Below are 13,257 nucleotides of genomic sequence, written 5' to 3'. Positions count from 1 at the left end.
GCAGTCACCGGATCATGTAGACCTTTTTCACGGTCTCGTGGACGGTACACACGCCTTTCCAGTCCTTGCGGAAGAAGGCGGCGGTGTCTGGCTTGATCTCGATCACTTCGCCGGACTCGTGGACGTAAGTGCAGCGGCCTTCGAGGAAGTGGCAGAACTCGTCGCTGGTGACATGGCAGAACCACTTGCCGGGGGTGCAGATCCAGATACCGCATTCGGACTGGCCTTCGGGGCCCTTGTGCAGCACCACGCCGGAAACACGGGACTCACCTTCGAGCATGGTCGGGATCACGCCCCAATCCTTGACGTCGGTGATGCTCAGCGGGTCGTACAGAAACGGGGTAGTCATTTATTTTCTCCAGTAAAAGGTCATTCTCGGACCTGTAGGAGCCGGCTTGCTGGCGATAGCGCTGGGACAGTCGACACAGATGTCGCCCGACGTACCGCCATCGCCAGCAAGCCGGCTCCTACAAAATTCAAGCAAGCATGTAAACGTTGCGCAGGGTTTCCCGGACGTGGCACTCACCCGTCCATCCGGCCGGGAACAGCACCAGGGTGTTGGGACGAACCTCGATCACTTCGCCGTTGTCATGGCGGTAGGTCGCGTGCCCGGCGATGAAATGGCACAGCTCGTCCCGGGGAATCGACAGCCGCCAGCGCCCCGGCGTGCACACCCACAACCCGGTTTCCGGGCTGTTGTTCGGGCCCTTGAACAGCAAGCGCCCGCTGGAATGCGAGACGCCTTCGACGGCGTCGCTCTGCACGCCCCAGTCCACCAGGTCGGTGCGGCTGCTGACGGCTTCGAGGTACGGCGTGATACCCGCCGTGGTGGATGAATCAGGCATCGTTGAGCACCTTGTCGAGAATCGCGGCCGCGTCTTGCGGCCCCTTGCGGGATTGCATCTGCGCGCTGGTGCGCTGCAGGCGTTGGCGCATCGCCTCGTCGTTGAGGCACGCGTGAAGTTTTTGGGCGAGCTGTTCCTCGCTCCATTCGTAGCGATCGAGCTTGAAGCCGTGGCCGCTTTCTTCAGCGCGCATGGCGTTGTCGTGGCCGTCCCAGACGTAGGACATGACGATCGCCGGTTTGCCGAAGAACAGGCACTCGGTGAAGCTGTTGTTGCCGCCGTGGTGGATCACCGCGTCGACCTGGGCAATCACCGACGGCTGCGGGAACCAGTTGGAAATCTGCACGTTGTCCGGCAGGTCCGGGTACTCATCCAGGTGCTCGCCGACGTTGAACAGCGCCCGGTACGGCAGCTTGCCCACCGCCTCGATCAGGCGCTTGAGCAACTCGACATCGCCGGAACCGAGGCTGCCGAAGCTGGCGTACAGCAGCGGCTTGTCGTTGTTCGCGCTGAACTGCGGAATCTCGTACGGCGTGTCGTGGCGCACGCAGCCTTGCAGGTAATGGAAACGCTCGGCCGGCAGCGGATGGCGGCGGTCGAACTTGACCGCATCCGGGTACAGCAGCAGGTTCATGAACGGTGAGGCTTCAAAGAACGTGCCCAGCGGATACGGCTGCTCGCCATGGGCCTGGAGGAACTGGTTGAAGTCCTCGTGGATCGGCCCGACCACTTCTTCGAAGCGCTGGCGGAATTGCGCGTGGCCGGCCTTGTCGTCGATGCTCATGCCCGACAGGTGCGGCGGGATATCCGGGTCTTCGATCTCGTTCTCCGAGCAGGAAATGATCCGCACCCACGGCTTGCCGTACTGCTTGATCGCCGGAAACAGGATCACGTTGTCGACGCAGATCAGGTCCGGCTTGACCTTGTCCAGCACCGCCGGCAGATCCTTTTGTGCCCACTTTGCGGTTTCGACGATGGCCGCCCAGCATTCCTTGACGTAGTTGTCGATCTGGTCGAGCGGCGACTTGCGGAAGTTCGGGATGTGGCCGTTGATGAAATCCACCCAGTAGCGGGCCATCTCCTCGGCCGGCATCGGCGCCGACATGTTGACCATGTGCTCTTCGAAACCATAACCGGCGTACACACCGCTCATGCCCGGGTCGGTGAGGAACACCGCCTTGTGGCCCAGGGCTTCACACGCCTGGGCGATACCCACTGAGTTAAGCGCCGGGCCGTAGGCGGCTTCCGGAAAGAATGCGATCACTTTCTGTTTCATCGAGTGCTGCTCCTGCCTGGTCTTTTTATTGTTCAGCGTGTCAATACGCGGGCATGCCGGGCCTGCCAGCCCAGCCGGATGGTCGTGTCGATTGCAAAATGGGCGAATTCGAACTGCGAGGACGGCACGCGCACGATCAACGGTTTGTCGCTGAGCGCTGTCTGCACGTGCAGGTTGGTGTCGAGGCCGTGGTAGGCGATTTCGACGATCTTGCCGCTGACCTGATTGGCGCAATCGCCGCCCTGCTCCGTCAGCACTTGCAGGCGCTCGGGGCGCACCACCACGGCAACGGCCTGGCCGCTCACCAGCGGCGCGTCGGTGTCCACGCTCAGTTCCTGGCCGTTGACCCGCACCGAGTGTTGACCGGTGCGCACGCCTTCGAGCAGGTTGCTGACGCCGATGAAGTTGGCGACAAAACGGCTGTTGGGGTTTTCGTAGAGTTCGGTCGGGCTGCCGCACTGGCACACCTTGCCGCCGTCGAGCACGGCCATGCGGTCGGACATGACCAGGGCTTCTTCCTGATCGTGGGTGACGATGATGAAGGTGATGCCGCTCTCGTGTTGCAGGCGCTTGAGCTCCAGCTGCATCTTCTCCCGCAGCTTCTTGTCGAGGGCGCCCAAGGGTTCGTCGAGCAGCAACACCCGTGGTCGCTTGACCAGTGCCCGGGCCAGCGCCACCCGCTGACGCTGGCCGCCGGAAAGTTGATCGGGCTTGCGTTCGGCCAGTTCACCCAGCTGCGCGGTGCTCAGCACTTCATCGACCCGCCGGCGGATTTCGCTTTCCGGCAGGCGCTCCATCTCCAGGCCGTAGGCAATGTTCTTGCGCACGGTCATGTTGGGGAACAGCGCGTAGGACTGGAACATCAGGTTCAGCGGCCGCTTGTTCGCCGGCAGCGGCGAGATGTCGTTGCCGTCCAGATAGATGCAGCCACCGCTAGGCGTTTCGAAACCGGCGAGCATGCGCAACAGCGTGGTCTTGCCGCAGCCGGACGGCCCGAGCAGCGCGAAGAACTCGTTTTCGCGGATGCTCAGCGACACCTCGTTGACCGCCAGGCCGTTGCCATAAGTCTTGCTGACCTTATCCAGGATCAGTACCGCAGATGAGTTATTCATGGGTGCGAGGAGCCTTGTTGAGACGCTGCGAAGCCAGCAGCGCGGTGATGCTGACCAGCATCACCAGCGTCGCCAGAGCATTGATTTCCGGGGTGACGCCGAAGCGGATCATGGCGTAGATCTGCATGGGCAACGTGGTCGAGGCCTGGCCGGAGCCGGAGTTGAAAAAGGCGATGATGAATTCGTCCACCGACAGGGTGAACGAGAGCAAACCGCCGGCCAGCACGCCGGGGAAAATCACCGGCAGCAGCACCCGGCGCAAGGTGGTGAACCAGCCCGCGCCGAGGTCGATCGAGGCTTCGAGAATCGAATAGTCGAAGTGCTTGAGCCGCGTGCGTACCACCGCGCAGACGAAGGCGATGTTGAACACGGCGTGGCTGATGATGATCGAGTGCAGCCCGAGGCCGACCTTGAGCAGGTTGAAAAAGCTCAGCAGCGCGATCGCCAGCACGATGTCGGGAATGATCATCGGCGCCATCAGCAAGGTGTCGACCACCTGGCCCTTGTGGTTGTCCTTGCGGCGCAACTCGATGCCCAGCGCCAGGAAGGTTCCAAGCACGCAGGCGATGAAGGTCGCCGACAAGGCAACGATCAGGGTGTTGAGCGCCGCCGACAGGATCGCCGTGTTGTGCGCCAGCGCCGCGTACCACTTCAGCGATACGCCGCCCCAGGCGGTGGGCAATCCGGACTTGTTGAACGACAGCAGGATCAACACCAGGATCGGTATATAAAGGAAGGCGTACACCAGCCCCAGGTGCGAACCGAGCACGGTGGCGCTGACAGAACGTGGCTGACTCATGAACGCGCCCCTTCTGCACGACGGGCCACCAGGGCCTGGATGAACAACAGGATCAGCATGATCGCGATCAGGAAGAAGCTCAGCGCCGCGCCGAACGGCCAGTCCCGCGCCGTGAGGAATTGCGAATAGATCAGGTTGCCGACCATCTGCACCTGCTTGCCGCCCAACAGGTCGGCGGTGATGAAGTTGCCGATGCTCAGCACGAAGACAAACACCGCGCCCGCCGCGATACCCGGCACGCTCAGCGGCAGGATGATCCGGCGGAAGGTCATCCATCCCGAGGCGCCGAGGTCTTTCGAGGCGTCCCAGAGTTCGTTGTTGATCCGCGACAGCGACGAGAAAATCGCCAGGATCACGAAGGGGATGTAGTTGTAGACCAGCCCCAACACCACGGACGATTCGGTGTACAGCAGGCTGATGGGTTCACCGCTGTAGCCAAGCATTTGCAGCAGGCGATTGATCAGGCCTTCGCGGTTGAGCAGGACGATCCAGGCGTAGGTGCGGATCAGGTAGTTGCTCCAGAACGGCAGCATCACCAAAAACAGATACACCGCCTGACGCCGCCGTGGCGCCCGGGCAATCGCATAGGCCGCCGGGTAGCCGATCAGCACCGCGAACAGCGTGGCCAGCCCGGCGATCTTCGCCGACTTGAGCAGGATGCCCAGGTACAGCGGATCGAACGCACGCTGGTAGTTTTCCCAGGTGAACAACCAGTCGATGCCGCCGTAGGCACCGCGTTCGACGAAGCTGTAGACCAGCACCAGCAGGCACGGAATCACCAGGAACATCAGCAGCCAGCCAAAGCCGGGCGCAAGAAGCCAGGCCGACAGACGCCTGTCAGCATGCAAAGCACTCATTAACCCTATCCTCCCGCCTCGGGACAGAGGCGGCTTGCGAGCGTGGCGAGGCATGCCGGGCATGCCTCGAATCGATGCGGCGTTAGTTCTGCGCCGCCATGATTTCGGTGACGGCGCGGGTGTAGGCCTTTTGCGTGGTGCCGCCCAGGTCGCGCAACTGCTCCATCTTCACCAGCTCGCTCGGCGCGATGGTCAGGTTGGGGTATTGCTTGAGCAGGTCTGCGGACAACCCGGCCATGGCCGCCTGGTTGGGGATTTTGTAGAGGATGTTTTCAGCGACCCAGACGTGGTTTTCCTTGGCCAGCATGAAGTTGACGAACTTGAAGGCTTCGTCCTGGTGCTTCGAGCTCTTGAGCACCACCATGGTGTCGACCCACAGGTCGGACCCTTCCTTGGGCACCACGAACTTGATCGCCGCGTTGGCTTGCGTGCCGTAGTTGCACCAGCCGTCCCAGGCGTGGGCCATCAGCGATTCGCCGGAGGCCAGCTTGGAGTAAAAGGTGGTGTCGTCGAAGGCCAGAATGCGTTTTTTGGTGGCGATCAGTTGATCGCGAACGGCGGCGATTTGCGCCGGGTCACTGTCGTTGACCGACCAGCCCTTGGCGAGGAAACCGGCGCCGAGCATCCAGCGGTCGGTGGCCAGCATCGTCACCTTGCCCTTGAGCGCATCGCTCGGATTGAGCAGCTCGTTCCAGCTCTGCGGCGCCGGCGTCACCTTGTCGGAGCGATAGCAGATGCCCGTGGTGCCCCAGGTGTAAGGCACGGAGAACCGGTTGCCCTGGTCATATTCCAGGTGCGTGGCTTCGGGGTAGAGGTTTTTCAGGTTGGGGACCTTGACCGGATCGATGTCCGCCAGCAGCCCCTGCTTGTGCAGGACTTCGGCGAACGGCGAGGAGACGAACACCACGTCGTATCCTTCACCACCGGAGGCCATCAGCTTGCCCATGATTTCTTCGTTGGTGGCGTGCAGCGCCTTGTCGACGTCCACACCGCTGGCAGCCTTGAACTTCTCCAGCGCATCCGGGGCCATGTAGCCGTCCCAGATGGAAATCACCATGTCTTTTGCACTTGCAGCCTGTGAGGCGATCGCCAGGGAAACGGCCAATCCCGCGCACAGAAGATCATTCAGCTTGCTCATAAATACTCACCCGACGATTGTTTATTGTTGTGTTCGAAGGCAGTACGGCAAAACGAGAAACGATTGCTTGTGTTTTTTTTTAGAAATTAGGACCAGTATCAAAAGATGTCAACGCATTTTTTCCGGCCTGACGTCCAACCGGCGCATGACATAAGATGAGCAACTGAGTCCCACAGCGGATCACAACGAGAAAAGACGCTTGAGCACGACAGCCGAAAAAAAACCGCGCACCAATCACCTCGAACTGGCCCGGCGCATCCTCGAGCACACCCAGGAAAGCGGCCTGGTGGCCGGCGACCCGGTGGCCGAACAGGCTCTGGCCCGCACGTTCCAGGTTTCGCGCACGTTGATTCGCGGTGCACTGAAAGTGCTGCTGGAAGAGAATCTGCTGAGCCATGAGGCCGGCAAGGGTTACACCCTGTTGGCATCCCCGGCTGGCTCGGCATTCAACGCCGCCTTGCCGCAAGCCGAAGAAGAAGAGCTGGCCGCCTCGGTTCTGCGTGACCGCATGGCCGGGCGCCTGGGCGACAGCATCAGCATCAGCGAACTGATGCGCCGCTACGACATCGGCCGGCCGGCGGCGCAAAAAGCCCTGCAGCAATTGAGCGAAAGCCAGGCCATTGAGCGCGGCCCCGGCCAGTCCTGGCTGTTTCGCCCATCGCTGAACAGCCTCGCCGCCCTCGAAGAAAGCCTGAAATTCCGCCTGATCCTCGAGCCCGAAGCCCTGCTCAGCCCGAGCTTCAATGCCGACCCGCAACGCCTGGCGCTGTTGCGCAGCGCCATGCAAGGCCTGCTCGCGCGCCCCGTGGAAGACTTCGATCTGCAGCAGTTTCGCGAGCTGGACATCAGCTTCCACGAACTGCTGGCCCAGAGCTGCGGCAACCGCTTCATCAGCGACGCCCTGCTCCAGCACCAGGGCTTGCGCCGCCTGCCGAACCTGCTGCCGTCGGTGAGCGTGCACCGCCTGCAGGAAGCCCTGCGCGAGCACCTGCAGATCATTGCGCAGATCGAGCGTGGGCAGATGGAGATCGCCGCCGACCTGCTGCGCCTGCACCTGCGCCTGAGCGCCGCGCAACGCCCGCAAACCGCCAACCGCGGCATCCCGCAAAGCCATCTGTTCGGGCGTCGCTAACCACCTTGTAAAAACATGATGATTTTTTTTTGAAAATAAGACAGCATCAAAAACACCTTCAGGAGCGGCGGGTTTGACCCGCCATGGACAGTCCCTCGCCATGCACAAACAAAAACTGATCGCCCTGTTCCCGGAAGCCAGTTTCGGCGCGGCCTTGAACTGCATTGGTATCGCTCAGTCGTTGCGTGAGCTGGGCGCCAAACCGGTGTTCATCTGCCATGAGCATTTCCAGGGGCTGTTCGCCGAATACGGTTTCGACGAATACCCGATTCCGCAAGTGAGCCCATTGTCGGCGGCGGAACACCAGCACTACTGGGAGCGCTTCATCGAGCGCAGCATCCCGTACTTCGACCAGACCCCGCTGGCACAGATCGACAGCTACGTGGCGCCGGCCTGGGAAGCGATCATCGACACCGCCATCGAGTCGGAAAAGCCGCTGCAGCAATTGCTCAGCCGCTTGAAGCCCGACGCGATCGTGCTCGACAACGTGGTGATGTTCCCGGCCATCGCCAACGCCGGCTGCCCGTGGGTGCGGGTGGTGTCCTGCACCGAGACCGAACTGCCGGATGCCGCCGTTCCGCCGTACCTGTCCGGGTGCCTGGCCAGTGACACCCAGGCCTGCGAGCGTTACACCGAGCAGTACCTCAAGGCTGTCGCACCGGCCCATGAACGCTTTTCCCAGTTTCTCCTGAGTAACAGCACCGCGCCGTGTCCACCCGGACAATTCCTCACCGATTCGCCATGGCTGAACCTGCTGCTGTCGCCGACACCGGTGCGCTATGAACGCCGGCAACCACTGGACCCGCAGCGCTACGTCTACCTCGACGGCTGCGTGCGCCGCGAAGCGCCGTACATCGTCCCGGACTTTCCACGGCACAACGACGCGCCGCTGATCTACCTCAGCTTCGGCAGCCTCGGCGCCGCCGACACGGCGATGATGAAGCGCCTGATCAGCACGATCGAAACCCTGCCTTATCGCTTCCTGGTCAACGTCGGCGCCTACCGCGACATGTACACCACCGTGCCGGACAACGTGTACCTCGACAGCTGGTTTGCCCAGCCGGCGGTGCTCAAGGAGTGCGATGTGTTCATCCACCACGGCGGCAACAACAGCTTCTGCGAAGCGCTGTACTTCGGCCTGCCGTCGCTGATCATTCCCTATTGCTGGGACGGTCACGACAACGCCGCCCGCGCCGAGGAAACCGGCGTCGGCCGCTACCTGCCGCGCTTTGCCGATCCCCTGGCCGCCCTGCCCGCCGCGCTTGAACAGCTGCTGGGCGACCAGGCGATGAAACAACGCCTCCAATCGTTCAGCCAGCGCATGCAGGCGACCCGCGGCACCGAGATTGCCGCTCGCGCGATTCTCGACCTCTAGCCAAAACAACAAAAACCTCGGGCAAGCGAACGCCATCGTCGCTGCCCGACACACGCCGGAGTTTCAGCATGAATGCCCCATCGCATCTCGATGCGCTTGACCATGTCCTGCCTCATCCCTTCTGGCAGGACACCGTCACCCCACCACCTGCCGCACCGTCCGTTACCGGCACGGTGCAATGCGACCTGGCGGTGGTCGGTGGCGGATTCACCGGATTGTGGACCGCACTGCTGGCACGCCAGCGCAATCCAGGCATGAGCATCGCGATCATCGAGGCGCGACGCTGCGGCGGTGAGGCCAGCGGGCGCAACGGCGGCTTCTGCGCGCCGAGCATTTCCCATGGCGTCTCCAACGCACTCAAGCGCTGGCCAGATGAAGCAGAGCAATTGATCCGCCTGGGCCGGCAGAACCTCGATGAGCTGGCCGCCGACCTCGATCGTTTCGGCATGCAGGTCGAGTTCGAACGCCAGGGCAAACTCAACGTCGCCAGCCAGCCGTGGCAGGTCGACGGCCTGCGCTCGATGCAGCGCAACTACGCCCGCTTCGGCATCGATTGCCAGTGGCTCGAAGGCAGCGATCTGGCAGAGAAACTCGACTCCCCGACCTATGCGGCCGGCTTGTTCGAACCCAATTACGCCCTGCTCAACCCGGCGAAAATGGCTGCTGAACTGCGCCGAGTCTGCCTTGAGCAAGGGGTTCAACTGTTCGAAAACAGCCCTGTTTTGCAACTGGATGCGGACATGGACAACGTGCGCCTGCGCACAGCCAATGGCGAAATCATCGCCGGGCAGATCGCCCTCGCCACCAACATCGCCCCGCCGCTGCTCGGTCATCTGGCATCGAGCGTGATCCCGGTCTACGACTACAGCCTGGTCAGCGAGCCCTTGAGCGATGCGCAGTTGCAGGCCATCGGCTGGACCGGCCGTTACGGCATCGCCGACGCCGGCAACCAGTTCCACTACCTGCGCAAGACCGCCGACAACCGCATTCTCTGGGCCGGTTATGACGCCATCTACCATTTTGGCGGGCGCCGCGACGAAGCCCTGACCCAACGCCCGCAAAGCTTCCAGCGCCTGGCCGAACAGTTTCAACAGACCTTCCCGGCCCTGCGCGACGTGCGTTTCAGCCATGCCTGGGGCGGCATCATCGACACTTCCGCACGCACCACGATGTTCACCGGATGCGAGCATCAGGGCCGTGTCGCCTATGCCCTTGGTTTCACCGGGCAGGGTGTATCGGCCAGCCGCTTCGCTGCGCTGAACATGCTCGACCTGTTGGCCGGCGAACGCACCGAGCGCACCGAACTGCTGATGACCTCCAAGGCGCCGTTCCGTTTTCCGCCCGAGCCCTTGCGGTATGTCGGGGTGAAACTGGCCCAGCGCTCACTGGCGCGCGAAGACCGCGACGGTCACCGCGACCTGCTGCTCAAGACCTTCGATGCCTTTGGCATCGGCTTCGATTCCTGATCCGGAGACCACCATGTCCACAGCCCTGCCCCGGCACGTCATCGACTTCGCCAGTGAACTTGTCCCCCGTGAAACCGAAATCAACGACCCAGCGGTGGTCGACGCGCCTTATCGCAGCAAGAGTTGGCGGCACTTTGTGCAACCTGGGAAAAACGCCGTGGCCGGCATCTGGGAGGCAGGGCCGCACCGGGAGCGTTGCCAGTGCGATTACGATGAGCTGTGTCACATTCTCGAAGGCACGGTGCGCCTGACCGATGCCGAGGGCGTCGCGCGCACGTTCGGCCCCGGCGACTCCTTCGTGGTCGCCAGCGGATTTAATGGCACCTGGGAAAACCTCACGACGGTGCGCAAGGTCTACTTCATCCTCGGCTAAATGGCCGCGACCGCTACGTCAGGCTGCTGGCGTACCTGGTTGCGGCCGTTGCGCTTGGCCTGGTACAGCGCGTCGTCGGCGCGGGTCAGCAGGCTTTCCGGTGTGTCGCCGGCTTGCGCATGGGCCACGCCGAACGAGGCGGTGATGGTGTCCAGCACCGTGTCGGTGCCCCGGGCCTTGACCCGCAGCGACTGGATCTTCAGGCGCAGGCGCTCGGCAAAAGCGCCGGCAGCCGCCAGGTCCGGGCAATCCTTGAGCACCACGCAAAACTCTTCTCCGCCATAACGCGCCGCGAACGCTTCGCCGGGCAGCGAATCGCGCAGCACCTGGGCGACATGCTGAAGCACGCGATCGCCCAAGGGATGGCCGTACTGGTCGTTGAATTGCTTGAAGTGGTCGATATCCAGCATCACCAGCGCCACGCCTGTTGGCGCGCTGTTCATCGCCTGCTCGAGCTTGCGGTTGAAGGTGCTGCGGTTGAGCAATTCGGTCAGGCCATCGAGGGTCGCCGCCAATTGGGCGCGCTCCAGCTTGTCGCGCAGGCTTTTGACCTCATGCTGCGCGGACTGCAACTGGGCGAGAAAATGCTCCTGCTGACTCTGCATCAGCTGGGTGCTCTGTTGCAGCTGGGTCAGGATGCTCGGCAAGCGCTCGGTGGCCGGCTCTTCGAGCATTTGCAGGTATTGGCCGAGGCTGGCCTGGAAGTTCTGGTTGCCCTTCACGCTGCGCGAAACATCGCGCTCCATGTCGTCGACCAGGTTGATCGCGTCCTGCTGGCCGGAGCGGGCGTCCGCCAGTTCATCGCGGATGATGTATTCGCGGAACAGTTTGGTAGCGGACTCCGGCGGGAAATAGTCGAAGTCGTTGACCACCCGGTCCAGGTGCCGATTGAGTTCCGGCTCCTGGCCTTTGCTGTAGGTGTACCAGAGCGCGTAGTGCACCGGGTTGGGCGGTATGTTGTGACGAACCATCAGCGGCACTGCCTGCTTGAGCAATGCCGCCGCCTCGCGGGAGTCTTCTGGATACAGCGCTAGAACAGTCGCACGCGTGTCTGATTGGCTCATGGCTTCACTGTGGTTGTTTATCATTGGCGTTTGGCAAACTCGCTGAGCATAGCCATACGCCCGAAAAACAGCTATCGCCAATTACACAAACCTTTCAACGCGGTACGCCTGTTCCAACAGCCATTACATGTTGCCCGACATCACACCTGCCATGTTCTGCCGGCGCCGGTACGCGGTGTCGCGGTTCGCCAGCCAGTAGTACAGCGGCGTGGTCACGATCAGGCCGACCAGCCACGACAGGTCCGCACCGTCGATATGCACCGCCACGGGACCGGTGTAGATCGGTGTGTTCATGAACGGGATCTGCACCACGATGCCGATGGCGTAGGCCAACAGTGCCTGCGGGTTGAAGCGGCCATAGATGCCGCCGTCGACGCGGAAGATCGAGGCGATGTCGTAGTCGCCCTTGTGGATTGCGTAGAAGTCGATGAGGTTGATCGCGGTCCACGGCACCAGCACCACCAGCAAGGCCAGCACCAGGTCAACGAAGTGCCCGATGAAATCCGCCGAGGCACCGATGGCCGCCACGCAGCAACCGGCGAGGATGATCAGCGACAGCACTGCCCGGCTCTGCGCAGTCGGAATCCAGCGGTGGGCGAAGGTTTGCAGCAGGGTGATCACCGAGAGCACGGAGCCATACAGGTTCAACGCGTTGTGGCTGATCACGCTGAGCAGGAACAGCACCAGCATCAACGGGCCGATGGCACCGGTGGCGAGCTTCACGGCGTCCATGGTGTCCATGCCCACCGGCGTTGCCAGCACGGCGACAGCGCCGAACACGAAGGACAGGATCGAGCCCAGCGACGAACCCAGGTAGGTCGCCCAGAAGGTCGAGCGGACCTTGACGTCCTTGGGCAGGTAACGCGAGTAGTCGGACACGTAGGGCGCGAACGCGATCTGCCACAGCGCTGCCAGCGACACCGTGGCCAGCCAGCCGGAGATGTTGAAGCTGCCGCGGGTGAGGAAGTCGTCGGTCTGCACATGGGTCAGGATGTAGCCGAAGCCCAGCACGATGCCCAGGCCCAGCACCCAGGTGCCGATGCGGTTGAGCACGTGGATGAAGCGGTAGCCGATGATGCCGATGATCCCCGAACCGAGGCCGCCGAGGACGATACCCACCGACACCGGCACACTCTCGACCACGCCGTGCAACGACTTGCCGGCCAGGACGATGTTGGAAGCGAAGAAACCGATGTACATCACGCCGGCAATCACCACCACCAGCAACGCGCCCAGCGAACCGAACTGCGCGCGACTCTGGATCATCTGCGGAATGCCCATCTGCGGGCCTTGCGCCGAGTGCAGCGCCATCAGCACCCCACCGACCAGATGGCCGACGATGATCGCGACAATGCCCCAGACCAGATTCAGGTGAAACAGCTGCACGCCGAGCGCGCCGGTGACGATGGGCAACGGCGCGATATTGCCGCCGAACCACAGGGTGAACAGATCTTTGACCTTTCCGTGGCGATCCTCAGGAGGGACGTACCCGATCGTGTGTTTCTCGATGAGCGGGGCGGATGAAGCGGTGGTGGACATGACGAACTCCAAGGCAAGGATGAGTACGTGTTCGTACTTCGGTGTGCGCGGACGGAACGGCGCATTTCTTGTTGGGAGTGATCATGGACAAAGAGTGCGGGGAGGAAAATTAGTTAATTTGTGCCTTTAAACCTTAAAAAAGATTGCGTAGTAATGGCTATTTATCAGCAGGAAAAACCAATTTCGACAGAAAACAAAGCACAGCACGAACGACAAAATCCCTGTGGGAGCGAGCTTGCTCGCGATGGCGGTGGGTCAGCCAACAAAGATGTTGGATCTGA

13 protein-coding genes are annotated in these 13,257 nt (G+C 62.1%); 4 read left to right on the top strand and 9 right to left on the bottom strand.

The window, feature by feature from the left end; all coding sequences use genetic code 11:
* Window positions 1-4: 4 nt before the first annotated feature.
* From AB4O16_RS28465 to AB4O16_RS28435, 7 genes are all read right to left on the bottom strand, one after another.
* On the bottom strand, window positions 5-349 hold the full coding sequence (locus tag AB4O16_RS28465) for a cupin domain-containing protein (RefSeq protein ID WP_110661547.1): 345 nt from the start codon (window positions 347-349) through the stop codon (window positions 5-7).
* A 127-nt stretch (window positions 350-476) separates the two neighbouring features.
* Window positions 477-845: a cupin domain-containing protein gene (locus tag AB4O16_RS28460; protein ID WP_160385381.1), complete on the bottom strand. Its 369-nt coding sequence runs from the start codon at window positions 843-845 to the stop codon at window positions 477-479.
* On the bottom strand, window positions 838-2,121 hold the full coding sequence (locus AB4O16_RS28455) for a nucleotide disphospho-sugar-binding domain-containing protein (RefSeq protein ID WP_460156433.1): 1,284 nt from the start codon (window positions 2,119-2,121) through the stop codon (window positions 838-840). Before AB4O16_RS28455 ends, AB4O16_RS28460 begins: the two co-directional genes overlap by 8 nt.
* A gap of 32 nt (window positions 2,122-2,153) precedes the next feature.
* Complete coding sequence (locus AB4O16_RS28450) at window positions 2,154-3,233, bottom strand: ABC transporter ATP-binding protein (RefSeq protein ID WP_460156432.1); 1,080 nt, start codon at window positions 3,231-3,233, stop codon at window positions 2,154-2,156.
* A complete protein-coding gene (locus tag AB4O16_RS28445; RefSeq protein WP_110661264.1) occupies window positions 3,226-4,032 on the bottom strand; it encodes an ABC transporter permease in 807 nt (268 codons plus the stop codon). The genes AB4O16_RS28450 and AB4O16_RS28445 overlap by 8 nt, the downstream gene beginning before the upstream one ends.
* Window positions 4,029-4,889 (bottom strand): ABC transporter permease, encoded by an 861-nt coding sequence (locus AB4O16_RS28440; RefSeq protein ID WP_151214762.1) that lies wholly within the window; start codon window positions 4,887-4,889, stop codon window positions 4,029-4,031. The genes AB4O16_RS28445 and AB4O16_RS28440 overlap by 4 nt, the downstream gene beginning before the upstream one ends.
* A gap of 82 nt (window positions 4,890-4,971) precedes the next feature.
* Window positions 4,972-6,027: a polyamine ABC transporter substrate-binding protein gene (locus AB4O16_RS28435; RefSeq protein WP_160385385.1), complete on the bottom strand. Its 1,056-nt coding sequence runs from the start codon at window positions 6,025-6,027 to the stop codon at window positions 4,972-4,974.
* 199 nt (window positions 6,028-6,226) lie between these two features.
* Here AB4O16_RS28435 and AB4O16_RS28430 point away from each other — a divergent pair, with 199 nt between their 5' ends.
* The 4 genes from AB4O16_RS28430 to AB4O16_RS28415 all read left to right on the top strand — a co-directional run bounded on the left by AB4O16_RS28430 (window position 6,227) and on the right by AB4O16_RS28415 (window position 10,373).
* The gene (locus AB4O16_RS28430) at window positions 6,227-7,159 is read left to right on the top strand and encodes a GntR family transcriptional regulator (RefSeq protein WP_223595876.1); all 933 of its coding nucleotides are present in this window, start codon (window positions 6,227-6,229) and stop codon (window positions 7,157-7,159) included.
* A 100-nt stretch (window positions 7,160-7,259) separates the two neighbouring features.
* A complete protein-coding gene (locus tag AB4O16_RS28425; RefSeq protein ID WP_460156431.1) occupies window positions 7,260-8,534 on the top strand; it encodes a nucleotide disphospho-sugar-binding domain-containing protein in 1,275 nt (424 codons plus the stop codon).
* 68 nt (window positions 8,535-8,602) lie between these two features.
* Entirely contained in the window at window positions 8,603-10,000 is a 1,398-nt protein-coding gene (locus AB4O16_RS28420; RefSeq protein ID WP_460156430.1) for an NAD(P)/FAD-dependent oxidoreductase, read from the top strand.
* A 13-nt stretch (window positions 10,001-10,013) separates the two neighbouring features.
* Window positions 10,014-10,373: a cupin domain-containing protein gene (locus AB4O16_RS28415; RefSeq protein ID WP_460156429.1), complete on the top strand. Its 360-nt coding sequence runs from the start codon at window positions 10,014-10,016 to the stop codon at window positions 10,371-10,373.
* Here the strand turns inward: AB4O16_RS28415 and AB4O16_RS28410 are convergent.
* Entirely contained in the window at window positions 10,370-11,437 is a 1,068-nt protein-coding gene (locus tag AB4O16_RS28410; RefSeq protein ID WP_460156428.1) for a GGDEF domain-containing protein, read from the bottom strand. The two genes, AB4O16_RS28415 and AB4O16_RS28410, sit on opposite strands and share 4 nt — an antisense overlap.
* Before the next feature lie 123 nt (window positions 11,438-11,560).
* A complete protein-coding gene (locus tag AB4O16_RS28405; RefSeq protein WP_460156427.1) occupies window positions 11,561-12,976 on the bottom strand; it encodes a purine-cytosine permease family protein in 1,416 nt (471 codons plus the stop codon).
* Window positions 12,977-13,257: the final 281 nt, after the last annotated feature.

It is taken from the genome of Pseudomonas sp. S2_H10 (assembly GCF_054668285.1).
Note: the sequence above shows the minus strand (reverse complement) of the source record. Positions and strands in the feature narration are given on the sequence as shown.

Excerpts from the sequence above, each read along its gene's own strand:
- AB4O16_RS28415 (WP_460156429.1), top strand. The coding sequence starts at position 10,014 with ATGTCCACAGCCCTGCCCCGGCACGTCATCGACTTCGCCAGTGAACTT.
- AB4O16_RS28465 (WP_110661547.1), bottom strand. The coding sequence starts at position 349 with ATGACTACCCCGTTTCTGTACGACCCGCTGAGCATCACCGACGTCAAG.
- AB4O16_RS28450 (WP_460156432.1), bottom strand. The coding sequence starts at position 3,233 with ATGAATAACTCATCTGCGGTACTGATCCTGGATAAGGTCAGCAAGACT.
- AB4O16_RS28440 (WP_151214762.1), bottom strand. The coding sequence starts at position 4,889 with ATGAGTGCTTTGCATGCTGACAGGCGTCTGTCGGCCTGGCTTCTTGCG.
- AB4O16_RS28435 (WP_160385385.1), bottom strand. The coding sequence starts at position 6,027 with ATGAGCAAGCTGAATGATCTTCTGTGCGCGGGATTGGCCGTTTCCCTG.
- AB4O16_RS28425 (WP_460156431.1), top strand. The coding sequence starts at position 7,260 with ATGCACAAACAAAAACTGATCGCCCTGTTCCCGGAAGCCAGTTTCGGC.
- AB4O16_RS28410 (WP_460156428.1), bottom strand. The coding sequence starts at position 11,437 with ATGAGCCAATCAGACACGCGTGCGACTGTTCTAGCGCTGTATCCAGAA.
- AB4O16_RS28445 (WP_110661264.1), bottom strand. The coding sequence starts at position 4,032 with ATGAGTCAGCCACGTTCTGTCAGCGCCACCGTGCTCGGTTCGCACCTG.
- AB4O16_RS28455 (WP_460156433.1), bottom strand. The coding sequence starts at position 2,121 with ATGAAACAGAAAGTGATCGCATTCTTTCCGGAAGCCGCCTACGGCCCG.
- AB4O16_RS28420 (WP_460156430.1), top strand. The coding sequence starts at position 8,603 with ATGAATGCCCCATCGCATCTCGATGCGCTTGACCATGTCCTGCCTCAT.
- AB4O16_RS28460 (WP_160385381.1), bottom strand. The coding sequence starts at position 845 with ATGCCTGATTCATCCACCACGGCGGGTATCACGCCGTACCTCGAAGCC.
- AB4O16_RS28405 (WP_460156427.1), bottom strand. The coding sequence starts at position 12,976 with ATGTCCACCACCGCTTCATCCGCCCCGCTCATCGAGAAACACACGATC.